This window comes from Companilactobacillus bobalius, from assembly GCF_009764355.1.
Genome location: NZ_LNUA01000032.1, coordinates 554,925 through 575,382, shown reverse-complemented (window position 1 = coordinate 575,382; position 20,458 = coordinate 554,925). Strand labels below are relative to the sequence as shown.

16 protein-coding genes and 5 pseudogenes are annotated in these 20,458 nt (G+C 34.6%); 20 read left to right on the top strand and 1 reads right to left on the bottom strand.

The window, feature by feature from the left end; translation table 11 throughout:
* Positions 1–16 precede the first annotated feature (16 nt).
* From ATN92_RS09835 to rpoD, 13 genes and pseudogenes are all read left to right on the top strand, one after another.
* Positions 17–994, top strand: coding sequence for a PhoH family protein (locus ATN92_RS09835; RefSeq protein ID WP_056952646.1), 978 nt, complete (start codon positions 17–19; stop codon positions 992–994).
* A 15-nt stretch (positions 995–1,009) separates the two neighbouring features.
* Positions 1,010–1,480 carry an rRNA maturation RNase YbeY gene (ybeY, locus tag ATN92_RS09830; protein ID WP_054642139.1) on the top strand — a complete coding sequence of 157 codons (471 nt, stop codon included), beginning with the start codon at positions 1,010–1,012 and terminating at the stop codon, positions 1,478–1,480.
* Positions 1,481–1,555: 75 nt separating this feature from the next.
* Positions 1,556–2,014 carry a cytidine deaminase gene (locus ATN92_RS09825; RefSeq protein ID WP_476728487.1) on the top strand — a complete coding sequence of 153 codons (459 nt, stop codon included), beginning with the start codon at positions 1,556–1,558 and terminating at the stop codon, positions 2,012–2,014.
* Position 2,015: 1 nt separating this feature from the next.
* Positions 2,016–2,930, top strand: a pseudogene (era, locus tag ATN92_RS09820) (GTPase Era).
* Between the two features lie 110 nt (positions 2,931–3,040).
* A complete protein-coding gene (gene recO / locus ATN92_RS09815) occupies positions 3,041–3,688 on the top strand; it encodes a DNA repair protein RecO (RefSeq protein ID WP_234032569.1) in 648 nt (215 codons plus the stop codon).
* A 227-nt stretch (positions 3,689–3,915) separates the two neighbouring features.
* Positions 3,916–4,824 (top strand): glycine--tRNA ligase subunit alpha, encoded by a 909-nt coding sequence (glyQ, locus tag ATN92_RS09810; RefSeq protein WP_034544297.1) that lies wholly within the window; start codon positions 3,916–3,918, stop codon positions 4,822–4,824.
* Positions 4,817–6,877, top strand: a pseudogene (gene glyS / locus ATN92_RS09805) (glycine--tRNA ligase subunit beta). The gene glyQ and the pseudogene glyS overlap by 8 nt, the downstream one beginning before the upstream one ends.
* 176 nt (positions 6,878–7,053) lie before the next feature.
* Positions 7,054–7,635, top strand: a complete 582-nt coding sequence (locus ATN92_RS09800; RefSeq protein WP_156638753.1) for a hypothetical protein — start codon at positions 7,054–7,056, stop codon at positions 7,633–7,635.
* Between the two features lie 21 nt (positions 7,636–7,656).
* A complete protein-coding gene (locus ATN92_RS09795) occupies positions 7,657–8,016 on the top strand; it encodes a hypothetical protein (protein ID WP_158106694.1) in 360 nt (119 codons plus the stop codon).
* A gap of 271 nt (positions 8,017–8,287) precedes the next feature.
* On the top strand, positions 8,288–8,482 hold the full coding sequence (locus ATN92_RS18855; RefSeq protein ID WP_234032568.1) for a CHC2 zinc finger domain-containing protein: 195 nt from the start codon (positions 8,288–8,290) through the stop codon (positions 8,480–8,482).
* Between the two features lie 216 nt (positions 8,483–8,698).
* Positions 8,699–9,037 (top strand): annotated as a pseudogene (locus tag ATN92_RS18850) (DNA primase); the annotation flags it as partial.
* Positions 9,038–9,073: 36 nt separating this feature from the next.
* The gene (locus ATN92_RS18845) at positions 9,074–10,108 is read left to right on the top strand and encodes a toprim domain-containing protein (protein WP_267901960.1); all 1,035 of its coding nucleotides are present in this window, start codon (positions 9,074–9,076) and stop codon (positions 10,106–10,108) included.
* Between the two features lie 22 nt (positions 10,109–10,130).
* Positions 10,131–11,255, top strand: a pseudogene (rpoD, locus tag ATN92_RS09785) (RNA polymerase sigma factor RpoD).
* Between the two features lie 355 nt (positions 11,256–11,610).
* Here rpoD and ATN92_RS18840 read toward each other — a convergent pair.
* Entirely contained in the window at positions 11,611–11,850 is a 240-nt protein-coding gene (locus ATN92_RS18840) for a hypothetical protein (RefSeq protein ID WP_234032567.1), read from the bottom strand.
* 112 nt (positions 11,851–11,962) lie between these two features.
* Here ATN92_RS18840 and ATN92_RS19825 point away from each other — a divergent pair.
* From ATN92_RS19825 to pepT, 7 genes and pseudogenes are all read left to right on the top strand, one after another.
* Positions 11,963–12,352 (top strand): annotated as a pseudogene (locus tag ATN92_RS19825) (lectin-like domain-containing protein); the annotation flags it as partial.
* Between the two features lie 90 nt (positions 12,353–12,442).
* The gene (locus ATN92_RS09775) at positions 12,443–14,212 is read left to right on the top strand and encodes a MucBP domain-containing protein (RefSeq protein WP_158106693.1); all 1,770 of its coding nucleotides are present in this window, start codon (positions 12,443–12,445) and stop codon (positions 14,210–14,212) included.
* 72 nt (positions 14,213–14,284) lie between these two features.
* On the top strand, positions 14,285–15,928 hold the full coding sequence (locus tag ATN92_RS09770) for a mucin-binding protein (protein WP_158106692.1): 1,644 nt from the start codon (positions 14,285–14,287) through the stop codon (positions 15,926–15,928).
* A gap of 294 nt (positions 15,929–16,222) precedes the next feature.
* Entirely contained in the window at positions 16,223–17,419 is a 1,197-nt protein-coding gene (locus ATN92_RS09765) for an SAM-dependent methyltransferase (protein ID WP_056952629.1), read from the top strand.
* An 8-nt stretch (positions 17,420–17,427) separates the two neighbouring features.
* Positions 17,428–18,117, top strand: a complete 690-nt coding sequence (locus ATN92_RS09760) for a tRNA (adenine(22)-N(1))-methyltransferase (RefSeq protein WP_056952628.1) — start codon at positions 17,428–17,430, stop codon at positions 18,115–18,117.
* Positions 18,117–18,914 carry a Nif3-like dinuclear metal center hexameric protein gene (locus tag ATN92_RS09755; RefSeq protein ID WP_056952626.1) on the top strand — a complete coding sequence of 266 codons (798 nt, stop codon included), beginning with the start codon at positions 18,117–18,119 and terminating at the stop codon, positions 18,912–18,914. The genes ATN92_RS09760 and ATN92_RS09755 overlap by 1 nt, the downstream gene beginning before the upstream one ends.
* A gap of 13 nt (positions 18,915–18,927) precedes the next feature.
* Entirely contained in the window at positions 18,928–20,175 is a 1,248-nt protein-coding gene (gene pepT, locus ATN92_RS09750) for a peptidase T (protein WP_056952624.1), read from the top strand.
* Positions 20,176–20,458: the final 283 nt, after the last annotated feature.

Genomic DNA, 20,458 nt, shown 5'->3' with positions numbered 1-20,458 from the left:
TGGAGGTTCGTTTTTATTGACAGAAAAAGTTGAACAAAGTAAAGAAAGCATTCAAATTAAGAATCCTCAAAACGCAATCAGTCTTTTTGGCGTAAATGATAGCAACTTACATTTAATTGAAGAAGGATTAAGTGTTGAAATCCATGCCTTTGGCGATCGATTAGATGTTACGGGTGCAGAGGACAATGTTAAGCATGCCGTTAATCTTTTAAATAAATTCATGGAATTAGTCAACAGTGGTGTGACTCTAGGGTCAGCTGATGTTGTAAGCGGTCTAAAGATGGACGAACGTGGTACGCTGGATTATTTTGGCGACTTATATAAAGATGAGTTGATCAAAGATTTCAGTGGCAAGCCAGTTCGTGTACGTAATTTTGGTCAGAGACAGTATGTCAATGCCATTAATCACAATGACATTACCTTTGGTATTGGACCTGCTGGTACTGGTAAAACTTATTTAGCCGTTGTTATGGCTGTGGCAGCCTTGAAACAAGGTAAAGTTCAAAGAATCATCCTTACTAGACCCGCTGTCGAAGCCGGAGAGAGCTTAGGATTTTTACCAGGTGATCTTAAAGAAAAGGTTGATCCATACATGAGACCTATCTACGATGCCTTGTATGCCATTCTAGGGTCTGACCACACTAGTCGCTTGCTTGAAAGAGGTGTGATTGAAGTTGCACCATTGGCTTATATGAGAGGCCGTACACTGGATGAATCATTTGTTATTTTGGATGAAGCTCAAAATACTACTAGAGAACAGATGAAAATGTTCTTAACACGTTTAGGGTTTGATTCTAAAATGATTGTAAATGGTGATATTTCTCAAATTGATCTACCTGGTCATACTCGTAGTGGTTTGATCCAAGCACAATCAGTTTTGAAGAATTTGCCACATATTGAATTTGTTAACTTCACATCAGCTGATGTTGTTAGACATCCAGTTGTTGCTGAAATTATTGACGCTTATGAGGATTCAGATAAAAAAGAAAAATAATATTGGGGAATTATTATGGACTTAGAAATTTTTAATGATGATAATTTGATCGACAAAGATAGAGAAAATTGGGTGAAAGATATTGTTCAATTTACTTTTAATCAATTGGAATTAAAGGAAAATACACAACTATCAATTCATTTTGTAACTAAAGATGGTATTCATGATATTAATAAAGAGTATCGTAATGTTGATCGTGCGACTGATGTTATTAGTTTTGCCATTAATGATGGTGAGGATTCACTAGACTATCTAGAAAATCAAATTCCTGATTTACCAGTTGATTTAGGTGATTTGTTTATTAGTACTGAGATTGTAGCGGAACACGCTAAAGACTATGAACATTCATTTGATCGTGAATTGGGTTATACAATTGTGCATGGAATTCTTCACTTGAATGGCTATGACCATATCAAGAAAGAAGACGAGAAAGTCATGATTGGTTTACAAGAAAAGATTTTGGGTGCTTACGGTTTAGAAAAATAAAATTGAGAGCAGGTAATCGTATTTTGATTGCCTGCTCTTATTTTTGAAAAAATAAGTGAGCTTTTACTTTTTAGTTTGCCTAATCTCTTGTATTATAAACATAGTAGAAATACAAAAAGGAGACTGAAACTAGTGGAAATTAACGAACAACAGCTATTTGATGTTGCTGATAAGGCTATGCAAAATGCTTATGCTCCTTATTCTCATTATCAGGTTGGCGCAGCAATTCTTTGTGATAACGACAAAATCTATTCTGGTGTTAACATCGAAAATGCTTCATTTGGTTTAACTAATTGTGCTGAAAGGACAGCTATCTTTAAGGCTGTTTCTGAAGGTGCTAAGAAGGCTAAGGCAATCGTAATCACTAATGGGACCAAAGAGATATCAAAACCCTGTGGAGCTTGTCGTCAAGTGATGAGTGAATTTATGGGACCAGATGATATTGTTTTCTTAGCTAATAATCGTAATGACTGTAAGAAATATACTTTCAAAGAAATTTTGCCACTAGCATTCAGTGATGAGGATATGAATTAATATGGATAATAAAAATTATAAATCGGGTTTTGTAGCAATTATTGGACGTCCAAATGTTGGTAAATCAACATTTATGAATCGTATTATTAAAGAACAAATTGCTATTACATCACCTAAAGCACAAACAACACGTAATAAGATTCAAGGGATTTTTACTGATGATGAACGTCAGATTATTTTCTTGGATACACCAGGAATTATGAATAATGAAAACAAATATATCATGAATATGGATAAGGCTGCCATTTCAGCTCTTAAAGAAGTTGATGCTGTACTATTCATGACAGAAGCTGGAGAACAAGCCGGTCCTGGAGATAAATTTATCATCGAAGAATTAAAGAAAGTTAAGGCTCCAGTTTTCTTGATTCTAAACAAGATTGATTTGATCAATCCTGATGAAATGATGCCACAAATCGACGAATACAAAGATTTGATGGATTTTGCTGAAGTTATTCCAATTTCCGCAACTAATGGTAACAATGTTGATGATTTGATTGATTCTTTGACAAAGGCTTTGCCAGTTGGACCACAATATTATGCTGATGACCAAATCACTGATCACCCAGAATACTTTATTGTTGGCGAATTGATTCGTGAAAAGATTTTGGAAGATACACGTGATGAAATTCCTCATTCAATTGCGGTTGTAGTTGAATCGATGAATCAACGTAGTGCTGCCGGTAAACTTCAATTGTCAATTTAGGAGAGAATATGAGTTTAAAGGCAATATTGGTTTGCGGTACAGGTGCATCTTCAGGGTTTATGGCTGTCAGCATTTGGTTCACGTATTAAGATTGAACATTTGTTAGGTGAGAAGATCAATTTGAAACTTTGGGTACGTGTTAAGAAAAATTGGCGTGATGATCCAGCCTTTTTAGCTAGTGCTGGCTATTCATTGAAGGACTTGAATAATTAATGCATCAAACGGCAACTAATTTCTTCGGAATTGTTGTACGACGTCATCGTTATAAGTTAGATGGAAAGCAAGCTTTGGAACATCTTCAAAGTGTACTCATTTGAAATTTTTTGGTTCGTAGTACGCAAAACTCTAAATCAAAAATATCAGGTTCAGTGATTACCTTTTCGTATGGTGAATACTCAGGTGTAGTTCGAGATGATGGTTTGTCATATTTGAATTCAGCTAGTAATATCAAACAATTTGATGAGATCGTACAAGACATTGAATTGAACGCCTACGCTACTTTTCTATTTGACTTGTATCATGAAGCTTTTATTGATGATCCTGTACCAGATAATTGGTATCGAGAACTCTTTAAAGCTCTGCTGTACATTGATAATGGCTATGATGCGCAGATCATTGTCAATATCATGCAAATGAAATTGTTGGATGCTTTTGGAGTTAAACCCAATATGGATGCTTGTGTGGTTGGCGGTGAAACTGAAGGTGTCTTTGATTTTTCCGTCCTTTTAGGTGGATTAATTTGTTCAAATCACTTTGATAACGATATTCATCGTTTGCATATTCCAAAACGAATCATTTGTTTTCTACGTTTGTTCAGTAAAATCAATTTAGATCAAGTTGGTAAAATTGAAATTAAAGAAAATAATAAAGATTTGATCCAACATGCGATTGATGCTATTTATTTGGGGACAGTTGGATATTATCCTAAAAGTAAAACTTTTATCGATAAAATGAAGCGTTGGCGCTTTTAGCCAATTGACAATCTTTATGAAAATGGTTATATTTGTAAATGTGAAAACAGCGACAGGGGATGGTGGAAGCCCTGACTAAGATTTATGGCGTATAATTTTCATTTGAATATAAAAGAGCAGGACTTTGTCCTGAATTAGGGTGGAACCGCGAATAATCGTCCCTTGCAGAGAGTGCCTAAGTGTACACTGCAAGGGATTTTTTTGTGTTTTGCCTGAAGGGAGAAAACATGGTTAAGAAGTTAAATATACAAGATATGATTCTTACTCTTCAAAAATTTTGGGGTAGTAAGGGCTGCATGTTAATGCAAGCATATGATACAGAAAAAGGTGCCGGAACAATGAGTCCATACACATTTTTACGTGCAATTGGACCAGAACCATGGAATGCTGCCTACGTTGAACCATCAAGACGTCCAGCTGATGGTCGTTATGGTGAAAACCCTAACCGTTTATACCAACATCATCAATTCCAAGTAGTTATGAAACCAGCTCCAGAAAACATTCAAGAGTATTATTTGGATTCATTACGTGCTTTAGGTATTGAACCACTAGAACATGATATTCGTTTCGTTGAGGATAACTGGGAAAACCCATCAATGGGTTGTGCCGGTGTTGGTTGGGAAGTTTGGCTTGATGGTATGGAAGTTTCTCAATTTACATACTTCCAACAAGTCGGTGGACTTCAATGTCATCCAACAACTAGTGAAATCACTTATGGTGTTGAACGTCTAGCATCATACATCCAAGATGTAAACTCTGTTTATGATCTTGAATGGGGCGACGGTGTTTTGTACGGTGATATCTTTAAAGAACCAGAATATGAACATTCAAAATATTCATTTGAAGAAAGTAATCAAGATATGCTTTTCAAATTTTTTGATGAATATGAAAAAGAAGCTAACCGTTTGATGGATCTAGGTTTGGTTCACCCGGCTTATGATTACATCTTGAAGTGTTCACATACATTTAACTTGTTAGATGCTCGTGGTGCTGTTTCTGTTACTGAACGTGCTGCTTTCTTATCACGTATTAGAAAGATGGCTCATAAGGTTGCTAAAGCCTTTGTTGAGGAAAGAAAGAAACGTGGCTTCCCACTTCTAGCAAACAGTCAAGCAAAGGAGAACGAAAATGACTAAAAATTACTTATTAGAAATTGGATTGGAAGAAATGCCAGCCCATGTTGTAACTAAGAGTGTTAATCAATTTGCTCAAAGGGCAGAGAAATTCCTTAAAGAAAATCGTATTTCTTTTGATTCAATTGAAAAATTTTCTACTCCTAGAAGATTGACAATCCTAGTTAAAGGTATTGCTGATAAACAAACTGATATCGATGTCAAAGCTAAGGGTCCATATCACGGTCAAATTTGATAGATTTCAAACCAGCATCAGCTAAGATAATACCAATGTAGATAAGTGACATAGGTGTAACGATACCACCGACCATTTGAAGAATTAAAGGGTGTTGAATACGCCTATATTCAAAAACATGAAGATGGTCAAAAAGTTGAAGATGTATTGAGCCATATGGATGAAGTTATTAAAGCTATCACATTCCCTACAAGAATGCGTTGGGGTTCATATGATTTCGAATATATCCGTCCAATTCACTGGTTGGTATCTCTACTTGATACAGAAGAAGTACCAGTTAAGATTCTTGATATTACTTCTGGACGTATGACTCGTGGACACAGATTCTTGGGTGAAGATGTTGAAATCGATGACGCTAAGAACTATGTTGAAAAATTAAAATCACAATTTGTTATAGTTGATGCTAAAGAACGTAAACAAATTATTTCTGACCAAATTAGTAAAATTGCTACAGACAATAACTGGGATATTGATGTTGATGCTGATCTATTGGAAGAAGTTAATAATCTAGTTGAATTCCCAACAACTTTCTACGGCTCATTCGATAAGAAATATTTGGAAATTCCTGAAGAAGTTCTAATCACTTCAATGAAGGATAACCAAAGATACTTCTATGTACGTGACCAAAGTGGAAAATTGGCTCCTTACTTTATCGGTGTTAGAAATGGTAATACAGAACATATTGAAAATGTTATTCGTGGTAATGAAAAAGTTCTTGTTGCTCGTCTAGAAGACGCTGATTTCTTCTTTAAAGAAGATCAAAAGAAGACAATTGCTGATTATGTTGAAAAACTTAAGTCAGTTAACTTCCACGTTAAAATCGGTACAATGTATGAAAAAATGGCTCGTGTTCACCAAATTGCAGAACATTTGGCTAAATTATTCAAACTAGATGAAAATGAAACTAAAGATTTGCTACGTGCCAGTGACATTTATAAATTTGACCTAGTAACAAACATGGTTGATGAATTCCCAGAACTACAAGGTGTTATGGGTGAAAAGTATGCTGAAATTATGGGCGAAACAGAAGCTGTTGCTCATGCTGTTCGTGAACACTACATGCCTATTTCAGCTGAAGGTGAAGTGCCTGCAAGTAAAGTTGGTGCAGCCTTAGCCATTGCTGATAAATTAGATTCGTTAGTTACTTTCTATGCAGTTGATTTAATTCCTAGTGGTTCAAATGATCCATACGCATTGCGTCGTCAAGCTTATGGTATCGTTAGAATTCTTAATCAATATCAATGGTCATTGAACTTGAATGACCTTCAAGATTACTTAAAAGCTAACTTAACAGTTCCTGCTAAATTAGACCTAAGCAAACATGAAAAAGATATTGATGACTTCATGATCGATCGTGTACGTCAACTATTGAAACAACAAGATGTTCGTGGAGATATTATTGATGCTGTTGCTGGTGGTTCAAATGTAGATCCGATTGCTATGATTGACGTTGCCAAAGTGCTACAAAATCATATTTCTGATGATGACTTCAAAGTTGTCATGGAAGCATTGGGTAGAATTGTTAACTTATCTAAGAAAGCTAAGTTTGGCTATTCAGACGATTTGACAGTTGATGATTCATTGTTTGAAAATCCATCAGAAGCTAAGTTAAAAGAACAAGTTGCTGAAGTTAGTGACGAGAATGCTGAGGATTTATTCAAACAATTGGCAGCTCTACGTCCAACAATTGATTCATACTTCGATGAGAATATGATTATGGCTAAAGATGAAAAAGTTAAGAATAACCGTTTGACACAATTAGTTATTGCTAACAATTTGATTGCTAAGCTTGGTGACCTTTCTAAGATCGTTACAAAATAGTTTTATATAAAAAATTAAGCTCTCAATATTCGTTGGAATATTGGGAGCTTTTTTTAGAATTAATTAATATATGTATGAAACTTTATTTATTAAAAAATTTGCCTTCTTTTGTTGTTCAAATAATAGTCAAATGTTATTTTGAAAATATTAAATTGAATAATGGTTGGTTTTTGCAAATGAATATAGAAAGATGCTATCATGGAACAACATTTGGTAATGCAAAAAGAATTATGAAAAATGGCTTTTTATTAGGTAAAATTCCAGGTAAGAATAATATAATTGGTCGTAAGAATTATAATCCTGGGTCTTTAGGATTAGGAATTTATTGTTTTGTGGATGATTATATTAGTGCAGTTTTATTCACCAAAAGAAGAAACAGTTGGACTAAGGAAAGACTTGCAGTTCTAGGCTTTGAAATAGAATCAAATGACTATATTTTAGATTTTACGGATATTAATACAATCAAAATTTTCAGAGCGTTTTGGTCTAAAACATCTCAGGTAATAAAAACATTACGATCCAAGTATAATAATGATGGATTTGCATCAAAACTTGACGGAGCAATTTTGGATTTGTTTATAATCTGGCTTGTAAAAAATAAAAAAGTAGATAAAATTCAAGGAATATATAAATTAAGTCAAAATAACCTGACAGATGTCAATATTTATATAACGGGACTTCCAAATTCAGCGGAACTATGTATTAAAGACAACGAAGTAATAAAAAAGAGTTCCATGTATTATGAAATAATAGATTAAATTGAGGAGGTGTAATTTATTATGAGATGGAATGAAAATGAAAAACAAATCATAAATGAAATAGAAAATACTGATTTAGAAAAATTTGTAGAAGATAATATAGATATTGTTGATTCAAATTTATCTCAAAATTTTGAAAAGCAAAGAAACGTTATTACTGAAATGACCGTGCTGGGGGCTACTGGATATGCAATGATTGCACCGGATAAAAATAAACTTTCTGTTCCAGATAGATTAGTACTTGTACGGCTTGGTCCTAAGTCCTTAGGTAAAAGAAGTCGGATACGCGCACGAAATAGAAAGTTAAGAAGAATAGAAAATAGAAAAGCATTAGGTAGAAACCTTCTAAAAGAAGAACTCATATATAGAAATCAAAATTAATAATCATGTCTTTGGTGGCGTGATTTTTTTATTTGAAATTTTTCTACAAAAAATGATTATCATATTAAATAGGTTAATCACGTGACATTTAAGAAAATCATTTTATGATCATTGCCTCACAAACGACTAGTGGTCCCAGTTTGCACTTTTTTGTGGGAGCACTTTTTTATTCCTAGGTCGTTAGTGAGCAGTTCAACATGTTTGTTTTCTTGAAATGGATGTGTTAAATTGTGTGCCTGTCTTATAAATATTCTGTGAGGAGGTGTATGCTATGGCAACACGAATTCCTCAGGAATTCATCGATGAGGTTACTTCAAAGACTAATATTGTTGATGTGATTAGTAAGTATGTACAGCTGAAAAAATCCGGTAAAAATTTGTTTGGACTTTGCCCGTTTCATGAAGAAAGAACTCCTTCATTCTCTGTAGGGGAATCAGATTCTAAAACAACTGATGGAAATCTTTAAAAATATTTAGATAATAATTTTTTCATTATGGAAATTGAGAATAAGACTTTCCCGGAAGCTATAATTGAAGTCGCTCAAATGGGAAACATTTCTGTACCCGATCAGTACCAAGCAAGTACGCCAAAATTAGAAAATTAAAATGCTATATCTCATCAATGTAGTGTTCAATTTTGTAAATATATTATGTAATTATCACTTTAAACAGAAAATGGTACACAAGCTTTGAAGTATTTGAATAATCGTGATTTGGGTGAAGATTTAATCCAAACTTTTAATATCGGTTATGCTCCAAATAATAACGATCTCTTATTGCAATTCTTTAAGGGACGGGATGTCAGTGAAGATATCTTGAGAAAATCAGGATTGTTTGCTGAGAATCAAGAGGGACAATTATTTGATCGATTTCTAAGAATATGAAATTGATGGTAGTCTGATGATTCTGGAAATATTTTTGCCTTTTCTGGCCGTATTTTAGATAAAACTGCCTCGACAGCTAAGTATCTGAATAGTCCGGAAACGCCGATCTTTAATAAAGGGAAAACGTTGTTCAATTTGAACAATGCCAAAAAAGAGATTCGTGAAAAAAGTAATGTGATTTTATTTGAAGGATTCATGGATGTCATTAGTGCCTATAAAGCTGGTGTCACCAATGGTGTGGCTTCAATGGGTACTAGTTTGACGGATGATCAGTTATATACTTTAAGTCGTTTAACTAATCAAATTAATGTTTGTTACGATGGTGATGATCCAGGAGTTGAGGCTACTTATCGAGCTTTGACCCAGATGAATGATGATCGTTTCACCTACGGTGTTATCAGTATTCCTGATAAGAAGGATCCGGATGAGTTTATCCGTAGTGAGGGTAATGAGAAGTTTCAGAATTTAACTAATAATGGTGTACAGACACCGATTTCGTTTATTCTGAATTACTTTAAACGTAACTATAATCTAAATAACGAACATGATCAGTTAGAGTTTTTAAACCAATCTTTGCATGAGATAGTTAAGTTGCAATCACCGGTTGAAATCGATATGTATGTTGGTCGGGTTGCTGACGAAATGGGTGTTTCCAAAGAGGCAATCAATAAGGAATTGGATGCCTTGCGTCGACAACAAGCAATTAAGGAGCCAGCCAACAATTATAAAGATGTTCAACAGAGAGCTTTAGAGAAAGTAACTTCAAGTGTTAAGCCCAAGTATGATCGTTTGGAGAAATCAGAGCGCTACCTACTATATTGGGCAATTAATTATCCTGAAGTTCGTATCAATCTTAAAGGTGATGGATTCAAATTTATCCATCAGAGTTATCAACGTATTTTTGATAGTTTGTTATCTTATGTCGATTCAGACGATACGGAAGAAGAAATCAATATTTCTGATTTCATGAATGTTTTGGATAATGATGATAAGAATTTGTTAGCTGATTTGGAAATGATGAATATGCCGGAAGAATATAATGATCAAGAAATTGAGGATTATATCGGCAATATTAAGAATTCCAGTTTGGAAGAGCAGATTAAAGAAATTAATGAACAACTTAAAAAGGCGGCGATGGTCGGTGACAATAAATTGCAGTTAGATTTAACTAAGCAATTGATTGAGGTTAGAAGAATTCTTAGCAATTAAGCATACTGGAGGAATATAATATATGGCAACAAAGAAAACAACAGTATCAAAAGAATTAAAAACTGCTACAAAGAAGCTCATCAAGGATCTTAAGAAAACTGGTAAGATTACCGAAGATGACTTACAAGAAAAGATTATCAAACCTTACAAGTTGAAGGGTGAAGCTCTAAATAACTTCATCAGTGAATTGGAAGATGTTGGTATCGGTGTTGTTGATGACAAGGGTAATCCAAGTAAGCTTGCACTTCTTAAGGAAAAGAGCGAAGAAAAGAAGAGTAAGAAGAACGATACAACAGCTCCAACTGATATCAAGGTTAATGATCCTGTACGTATGTATTTGAAGGAAATTGGTCGTGTTCCTTTGCTTAACGCTCAACAAGAAGTTGATCTTGCTTTGAAGATCGAACAAGGTGACGAAGAAGCTAAACAAGCTTTGGCTGAAGCTAACCTTCGTTTGGTTGTTTCCATTGCTAAGAGATATGTTGGTCGTGGAATGCAATTCTTGGATTTGATTCAAGAAGGTAACATGGGTCTAATGAAGGCTGTTGAAAAATTTGATTACAGATTAGGATTCAAATTCTCTACTTATGCAACATGGTGGATTAGACAGGCTATTACGCGTGCTATTGCCGATCAAGCCAGAACAATTCGTATCCCAGTTCATATGGTCGAAACTATTAATAAGTTGATCAGAATTCAGCGTCAATTGCTTCAAGATTTAGGTCGTGAACCACTTCCTGAAGAAATTGGTGCCGAAATGGATATGCCTACTGGTAAAGTTCGTGATATTTTGAAGATTGCTCAAGACCGAGTTTCTTTGGAAACACCTATTGGTGAAGAGGATGATTCACATCTAGGTGACTTTATTGAAGATTCTGATGCTACAAGTCCTGAAGATCACGCTTCTTACGAACTATTGAAGGAACAACTAGAGAATGTTCTAGATGCTTTGTCAGTTGGTTTTGGAAAAAATATTGATTATGTTGACATCGTTGAAGGATTGTGAACAAGAGCTCTTGAAGAAGTTGGTAAAGTATTTGGTGTTACTCGTGAGAGAATTCGTCAAATTGAAGCCAAAGCTTTGAGAAAACTACGCATTTTTAATGATGACTTATTTAAATATTTTAGTCTGGATAATTCGTTGTAATTTGTCTAGACCTTTGCTATCTTTTTGAGTGTTTTTTTGTAAAATCCAAAAAAGACGTTAATTTATTACATAATTTGATGTTATTAAAATAAAAATATAAATGAATAATTTATTAAAATTAAATAATAATATTTGTGAGAATATTATTCACAAATTTATTAACCATTGTTATACTCAAGTCGGTTTTAGATGAAGTAATATTGGGGGAAATTATGAAAAAAATCTATGTACGAGACCGACTACTTAAGAATTCACTATTGACTTACGTTATATTTTGAACCGAAGGGTTTTCAATTTGGACATATTAAAAAATTAGTACCGCTTGTTACGTTGATAATGATTCTACAGAGGTCTCTCAATTACAAAATAGTGCTACGAATAGTACTACAAGTAGCGTTGCGACCAAAGCAGCATCTACAGTAATTTCAGATAAACCTGCAACAACTGCACTAAATTCCGATACAAAAACTACGGAAAAGCAAGTACCTGAGGAAACACAGTTAAAAGCAGCTACATCAGCAAATAGTACGACACAAAATGTTGATGCATCAGAACAGGAAAATGATAATAATGTATCAGATGCTTCAGTTTCCAAACCACAAGCAACACCGGTAACTAAAGCTGATGGCAACAATCAAGTTACGAATGTAAATAAGGATAATTTCAATGATTATTTCACAACTAATGGGACTGCTACCTATGATCAAAAATCAGGAGTTGTTACGTTAACACCTGACCAAAATAATAAAATTGGTAATTTCACACTAAATGAAAAAATTGATTTGAGCCAAGACTTTACTCTTAAAGGTGGAGTCAATCTAGGAAATAAAACGCAAAGTAAAGGTGGAGCCGATGGAATGGGCTTTGCTTTCCATAACGGGAATACCGGTGATCTCGGTAATGCTGGTGGCAATATGGGTATTGGTGGTTTGCAAAATGCCCTTGGATTCAAACTTGATACTTATCATAATAACTATCAGGCACCTAATAGTTCCCAAAATAATGCAGAGATAGATTACAATAATTCAAATGATTTTGGTTGGGCTGCCGATCCGACCAACTCGACTCAATTTGGTGCTTTCGTGACAACTATATAGCCTTTCAAAAAGAATAACAATTATTTAGGTAAATTAAAATGGTGGGCTGAAACTAATGCCAAATCTGTTAAGGCTTTAAGTGCTAGTGATTTGGACAACAAATTTCATGACTTTACAATTGCGTATACAGCCGACAATCGGGAAATAAAAATTAGTTATGCTGATAATAGTAAAGGTACCTTAGTATGGAATAGCGCAGTGCCCACATCTTATGGTGATTCATTAGCCTTGAGTGTTACTTCATCAACTGGTGGCAATAAGAATAAGCATCAATTTAGACTGGACAGTTTGGAGTTCACTAAGGCTGCATCAGTAAATGTTAGACATATTGATTACTTTACAGGTAAGGATTTGGTTGAAGACACAGTCAGCTACCCTAATGGTGCCTCCGTTGGAGGGACTTATCAAACAGCTGTTAAGGATATTCCTGGATATTATTATGTGGGACTAAATGGAACAACAGCAACAATAACTGCTCAAGGACAAAGTGTCTCCCTTCCTATTAAGGTAATTGATAAAGAAACGGGCAAAGCTGTTGAGAATAGCATTCCTGCTATGGGAGAGATGCAACAAGAAGGAAACAACGGAACTGTAGTTTATGTTTATATGCCAATCCCTGATAAAATTGATGTTAATAATGCTATTAAACAGAGTAATGTAAACGAAACAATTCATTACGTTGATGCGGACACTGGTGAAACGATTGCTACAGATTATAAGGCACCAGAAATCACTTTTGTTAAAGGAACTAAAGCCGGTAAGACAATCACGCTCTATCATAACGATAAGGATGGATCTAGTACAGACCAAACTACTTGGAGTGTAAGTAATAATGGCTCGTTTGAAGAAGTTGTAAACCCAGCAATTGATGGTTATAAAATTCAAAGTGTTGAAGAAAATGGTGTTTCACAAGCTGATTTGACAGCAGTTGAATCCAAAGGAACTTTCTTTGGCGATAAGGATAAAGAAATTACTGTTTATTATGTAAAGGATAACGATGCTTCAGTTCAAGTTCGTCATATTGATTATTTCACTGGAAAAGATATTGCAACTGATAATACTCTGACTTATTCAAATGGAGCAATTGTTGGCAGCACTTATACTACTAACCCAATGAATATTACTGGATATAAATATGTGGCTTTGAATGGTCAAACTATAGACGTTAAAGGAACAAAAATTCCTATTAATGTTAAGGGCGTAGAGTCTAGTTTGCCTGCTAGTGGTGATTTAATAAAGGGCGACAACGGGACTGTAACTTATGTGTATGTTCCAACAGATTTTCAAATTATCAAATCTCCCGTTAATGAGACAATTCATTATGTAGAAGAAAGAACAAATCTACCATTAGCCAGTGATTATCAGGCTGATCCAATTGTATTTGTTCAAGTAACTCGAAATGGTAAATCGGTAGTGATGTACCATAATGAAAATGATGGCTTATCAGTGGATGATCCTAATGCTTGGCATAATGCAGACGATCAAAATGCTAATTTCAAAGAAGTTAAGAATCCAGAAATTACAGGTTATCATGTTGTTAGAAATGATGCTAATTCTGATTTGAACAAAGTTGAAATGAAATCAACAAACTATCAAGGTGCTGACCAAGAATATACGGTTTACTATGCAAGGGATGTTGATGCTTTAGTCAATGTTAGACATATTGATTACTTTACAGGCAAAGATATCGTGCCAGATAATACTTTAACGTATCCAAATGGCGCTCATTCAGGAGAAAATTACACATCAAATTCAATGGATATTTCAGGTTATAAATATATTGGATTGAATGGATCTAGTGTAACTGTAAACTTAAATGGACAGACGATGACACTTCCTATCAATGTGTTAAGAAGATAAAAGAGGCTTCTCGCCGCAGGAACCTTAACTAAGGGTGATAACGGAACTGTTATTTATGTTTATCTACCAACTTTGGATAGTGTCAAGACAAGTACTGTCAACGAAACAATCCATTATGTTGACTATGATACTAATGAACCAGTAGCTACCGATCATGTAGCAAATAAGATTACTTTTGTTCAAGCAACTAAGGGTGATAAAACAGTTACTTTTTATCACAATGGCAATAACGGAAGTTTGAAAGATCCTAAAAATTGGAACATCAGTAATACTGGTATCTTTAATGAAGTTAAGAATCCTGAAATTGATGGTTACAAGATTTATAAAGTTCAAGACCAAACTGATTTGGAAAACGTTGAAGCTAAGTTGACTGAATTTGGCGGCAAAGATCGAGACTATACAGTTTATTATGTAAAAGATACTGATGCCCTGGTTAAAGTAAGACATATTGATTACTTTACGGGTGAAGATATAGTTGATGATACTACTTTGACCTATCCTAACGGAGCTAGTCAAGGCAATGAATATTCATCTACAAAAGAGAATATTCCAAATTATACTTATATTGGTTTAAACGGTTCTAAACCAGAAATAAGTTTGGCTGGACTTAATCTGCCAGCAACCATTTATGCAAAAAATAATCGTGAAGTTAGTTTGCCAAGTAAGGGAACTCTAAATGAGATAGGTGATAATGGAACAATCATCTATGTTTATGTACCAACACCTTCAGGAATCAGTTATGGGGCACATACAGTTAGAGAAACAATTCATTATGTAGAAATTGGAACAAATGATACTTTGCATGCGGATTATGTTTCCCCATCAATCATCTTTGTTAGTGGAAGCGCAAATGATAGATCTGCACAACTTTACCATAATAATGCTGATGGACCAGTGACTGATACTGATAGTTGGTACTACGTTGGATCAAAACTTTCAAGAGCCTTGATTAGTAGCGGTGTACCACAATTTTCAGAAGTACCAAATCCAGAGATTGCTGGTTATCACGTTGTTTTAGTTGATAAGAATGAGGTTGATCCTGATAACTTGGATAGCGTTGAGGATAAAGTTACTGACCCTGAAAAGACTAATGCTGATCATGAATATACTGTTTATTATGCAAAGGATAAGGAAGAACCAAGTAACCCAGAAGAACCAGGCAATCCTGAAGAACCAAGTAACCCAGAAGAACCAAGTAATCCTGAAGAACCAGGTAATCCAGAGGAACCAGGCAATCCAGAGGAACCAAGTAATCCTGAAGAACCAGGCAATCCTGAAGAACCAGGTAATCCCGAAGAACCAGGCAATCCAGAGGAACCGGGTAATCCTGAAGAACCAAGTAATCCAGAGGAAGCAGGTAATCCTGAAGAGCCAGGTAACTCAGAAGAACCAGGTAATCCTGAAGAGCCAAGTAACCCAGAAGAACCAGGTAATCCTGAAGAGCCAAGTAACCCAGAAGAACCAGTCAACCCTGAGGAATCAATCGATTCTGAGAATCATGGCGATTCGAATGAAACAAGTAACTCTGAAAATACACTTGTCTCGTTAAATTCCGACGAGAATAGCGAAAATAGTACTGCCAATGTATTAAACAATGTGGTAAAGAAAGAAGTAGGAAGTCTTCCACAAACAGGAAATAAGAAGAATTCTTGGCTATCATATTTGGGAGCCGCACTATTGTTCTTCGTTCCAGCTATTTTTAAAAAACGTATTTAAATGTGTTAAAAGTCAAAAATTAATTTAAAGAAATAGTATTCAAGTTCAAACTAATAATAAGTGTTCATATTGATCAATGATTGGAAAGATTCCAATATAGGTCAGTACGGACACTTTTTTATTGAAATAGAATCTAGTTTAATTGGGGCAAGGGCCATTTAAAAACTGAAATAGGTATAGAATCGCTGTATTTGAGACATTTTTATTAATATGTTTCTGAAAATCAGTAGTTTTAGTTTATATTTTTTCACAATTTGATTTACAATTAATATATCTACTTTTTTGGAGGATGTTATGTTAGATAAAAAGATTTATGACGAAATATTTTCACGTTCATTTACTATTCCTATTAAGGTTGTTTTTTGGGACGGGAAAGAAAAGAATTATGGACCAGAAGGAAAGTCTGATATAACTATTAAGTTTAATGACAAAGTTCCTATTTCTGAAGTTGTAAAACATGCTACCCTAACTTTAGGTGAAGCATATATGGACAAGAAAATTGAAATTGAAGGTTCAATCCAAAAATTGATCACTTCTGCTTACACTCAATCTGATAGTTTTATGTCCAGTTTAAAGTTGAAAAAATACATTCCTAAGTTTAATCACTCAGAGGAAGGTAACAAAAAAGAAATTCAAGAACATTATGATATTGGTAATGATTTCTACAAATTATGGCTTGATAAGACTATGACATATTCATGTGCTTATTTCAGAACTCCAGAGGATACTTTGGAACAAGCCCAAATGAACAAAGTACGTCATATTTTGAATAAGTTAAACACTAAACCTGGTGAAACAATTCTTGATATCGGTTGTGGTTGGGGAACAATGATGTTCACTGCTGCTAAAGAGTATGGTTTGAAGGCAAAAGGTGTTACATTAAGTCAAGAGCAATACAATTATGTAAATCAAAAGATTCAAGATGAAAATTTGAGTGATCAAATGGAAGTTATGCTTGAAGACTATCGTGAAGTTAATGAAAAATTCGATCATGTCGTTTCTGTTGGTATGTTTGAACACGTTGGTAAAGATAATCTACCTGGTTACTTTGAAACAGTTAAGAATGTTTTGAAACCAAATGGTAATGCTCTAATTCATGGTATTACTGGTCAACACTATGGTGTCGGTGTAGATGCTTGGCTAGTTAAGTATATCTTCCCAGGTGGCTATATTCCTGATGTTAAAGAAAATGTTGGTCATATTTTAGACGCAGGTCTTCAAATTGATGACTTAGAACCACTTCGTCGTCATTATCAAAAGACTGTTGAAATTTGGGATCGTAACTTTAATAAAGTTGTAGATCAAGTTGATAAAATGTACGGTGAAAGATTTGTTCGTATGTGGGACTTGTATCTACAAGCATGTGCTGCTTCGTTTGAAAGTGGCAATATTGATGTTATTCAATTTCTTTTGACAAATGGACCTAGTGGTACAGCAATGCCAATGACACGTGAATACATGACAGACTTAGACAAAAAGACTGCAGAATAGAGGTTAAAGTGACTTTACTTTCAAAGAGATTACAAGCCGTTTACCAAATGGTTGATAAAGATACAAGAGTGGCTGATATTGGATCAGATCATGCTTATTTGCCAGTAGAATTAATAGAAGAAAAAATTTGTCAATTTGCAATTGCTGGTGAAGTTGCACCCGGTCCTATATCACGTTCTAAAGCAGACGTTGATAAGTTTGGATTAAGCAAACAAATTGATGTTCGTTTGGGTGATGGCCTAGCTGTTATTAAACCTGAAGATCAAATTGATACGGTCGTAATTGCTGGTATGGGTGGTATTTTGATTCAAAATATTCTCACACGAGCAACCGTAGATCAGTTGTCCAATGTTAAGACGTTAATTTTACAACCTAATATTGGTGAACCGCTGGTACGTCATTGGTTAGTCGAAAATAATTTTGAAATCGTTGATGAAGATATCGTTGAAGAAGAACATCACGTTTATGAAATTATTAAAGCTAACAAAGTTGAACAAGCTAAGCCGCTGAATTCAGCCCAATTTTTAATGGGTCCAGTACTAATGACCAAGAAGACTCCAACCTTTATTGCTAAATGGCAACATAAGCTCAATAGCTATCAAAAGGCTGTTGAGAATATGTCCCATGCAAAGAAGATTGATCAAGCCAAAATTGATTTAATGAACCAAGATATTAAATATATTGAGGAGATATTATAATGGTAGAAATTCAAGTTCAAGATATTATTAATCGAATTGAAGAATTTGCTCCATTGTCAATTAAAGAAGATGGCGATCCAACTGGTTTCCAGATTGGTAATCGTAAACAGACTGTTCATCGTCTTATGACGACACTAGATGTTCGTCCACAAGTAGTTAAAGAAGCTATCGACAAAAATGTTGATTTCATCTTAGCTCATCATCCAATCATGTTTCATCCAGCCCATAATTTAGATCTAACATCACCACAAAATCAAATGTATCGTGACTTGTTATCACACAATATTGCCGTACATGCTGTTCATACTAACCTTGATAAAGCTCACGGTGGTATGAATGATTGGTTAATGGAAGAATTGGGTTTAAATAATGTTAGTTATTTAAATGAAGACGATGATTACTCTTTGGGGCGTATGGGTGAATTGAAAGAGCCGATGGAGTTAGTCGATTTTGCTAAAATGGTTCGTGATGCTTATCATGTTCCTAATCTTCGTTATGTTAAATCAGATTTAGGTCAGAAAGTTAAAAAAGTTGCCATAATTGGTGGCGATGCAGGAAAGTTTTATCCAGAAGTTATTAAAGCTGGTGCTGACACCTTTATTACTGGGGATGTTTATTATCATACTGCACACGATATGATGGCTAATGGTCTTAATGTAATCGATCCAGGGCATCATATTGAGGCAATCTTTATTAAAGAAATGGCAAGTTTGTTAGAAGATTGGAAAAAATCTAATAAATGGGACTTAGATATAGTACAATCAGAAGTAGATACAGAACCATATAATTTCTTATAGGGAGAGTGTAGTAATGGCAATAAAATATGAAAAATTAATTCCTCGTTTCTTAGGATATGTTAAACAAAATACTCGTTCAGATGAAAATTCAACAATGATTCCTTCAACTGAAAGACAAACTGTTTTCTTGAAGAAATTGGCTGCAGAATTGGAAGAAATTGGTCTGAAAGATGTAAAAATTCGTAAGGTTGATTCATATTTGACCGCCGAACTACCATCTAATCTTGATTATAATGTCCCAGTCTTGGGATTGATTTCTCACATTGATACTGCTGATTTTAATTCAGAAGATATCAAACCTAAAATCGTTGAAAATTACGATGGCAAGAGTGTTATTAAGCTTGACGATGCTGGTGAATACACACTAGATCCAAAGGTATTCCCTTCATTAACAAAGTATGCTGGACAAACATTGATCACAACAAGTGGTGATACACTTCTAGGATCTGATGATAAATCAGGTGTTGCTGAAATTATCACGACTATGGAATATTTGATTGCTCATCCAGAAATCAAACATGGTAAGATCAAGATTGGTTTGGGACCTGATGAGGAAATCGGAACTGGTGCTAAGAATTTTGATGTTCCTGACTTTGGTGCTGATTTTGCTTATACAGTTGATGGTGGTCCTGTTGGTCAATTGGAATACGAAACTTTCAGTGCTGCAAGTTTGAAAGTACATATTACCGGTAAAGATGTTCATCCTTCAGAAGCTAAGGGTATTATGATCAATTCGTTGACTGTTGCTCGTGAATTTGAAGACGCTTTGCCTGCTAGTGAAGTACCAGAACAAACTGATGGACGTCAAGGTTTCTTCCACTTACTAGAAGAAAACGGAACTGTTGATCATACTGATATGTCTTATATCATTCGTGATTTTGAACGTGATGGTTTGGAAGCACGTAAGAATAAAGTTACTGAGATTGTTAAGCAATTGAACAATAAGTATGGTGAAGGAACTGTTAAGATTGATATGGGTGATCAATATTACAACATGATCGATGTTATCAAGGATCATATGGATGTCGTTAAGATTGCTGAAAAGGCAATGAAGAACTTAGACATTGAACCTGATGAAGCACCTGTTCGTGGTGGTACTGATGGCTCAACTATTTCCTTTAAAGGTTTACCAACACCTAATTTGTTTGCTGGTGGCGAGAATATGCATGGACGTTTTGAATATGTGGCTGAAGAGTCAATGGAAAAAGCGGTTGATGTTGTTCTTGAAATTATTAAATTAAACAGTGAGAATAAAAAATAGATTCAATTTGGCTCTAGTTGAGGGGAAAACCTTAGCTAGAGCTTTTTTTGAAGTAAGTACTTCATAGTAGTTTTGTTATGTAACCTTAGAACGATTGAATTGACTAAAATGATCAATAATGCTATCTTAGCGGTAATAAAATAACGGAGGAACCGCGTATGCTGTTCATTTAATAGGATTTTCATTAGAACATAGAAAAAATAGGTTTTAAACCTATCTTATTTTGTGTACCCTAATGCCTTGCGAATGGACGAAAGATAACTTTTTCTCTTTTTGTGGTGCA

Bases quoted from the DNA above. Each gene is read 5' to 3' on its own strand.
- ATN92_RS09800 (WP_156638753.1), top strand. From the start codon at position 7,054: ATGAATATAGAAAGATGCTATCATGGAACAACATTTGGTAATGCAAAA.
- pepT (WP_056952624.1), top strand. From the start codon at position 18,928: ATGGCAATAAAATATGAAAAATTAATTCCTCGTTTCTTAGGATATGTT.
- ATN92_RS09795 (WP_158106694.1), top strand. From the start codon at position 7,657: ATGAGATGGAATGAAAATGAAAAACAAATCATAAATGAAATAGAAAAT.
- ybeY (WP_054642139.1), top strand. From the start codon at position 1,010: ATGGACTTAGAAATTTTTAATGATGATAATTTGATCGACAAAGATAGA.
- ATN92_RS18855 (WP_234032568.1), top strand. From the start codon at position 8,288: ATGGCAACACGAATTCCTCAGGAATTCATCGATGAGGTTACTTCAAAG.
- ATN92_RS09765 (WP_056952629.1), top strand. From the start codon at position 16,223: ATGTTAGATAAAAAGATTTATGACGAAATATTTTCACGTTCATTTACT.
- glyQ (WP_034544297.1), top strand. From the start codon at position 3,916: ATGGTTAAGAAGTTAAATATACAAGATATGATTCTTACTCTTCAAAAA.
- ATN92_RS09755 (WP_056952626.1), top strand. From the start codon at position 18,117: ATGGTAGAAATTCAAGTTCAAGATATTATTAATCGAATTGAAGAATTT.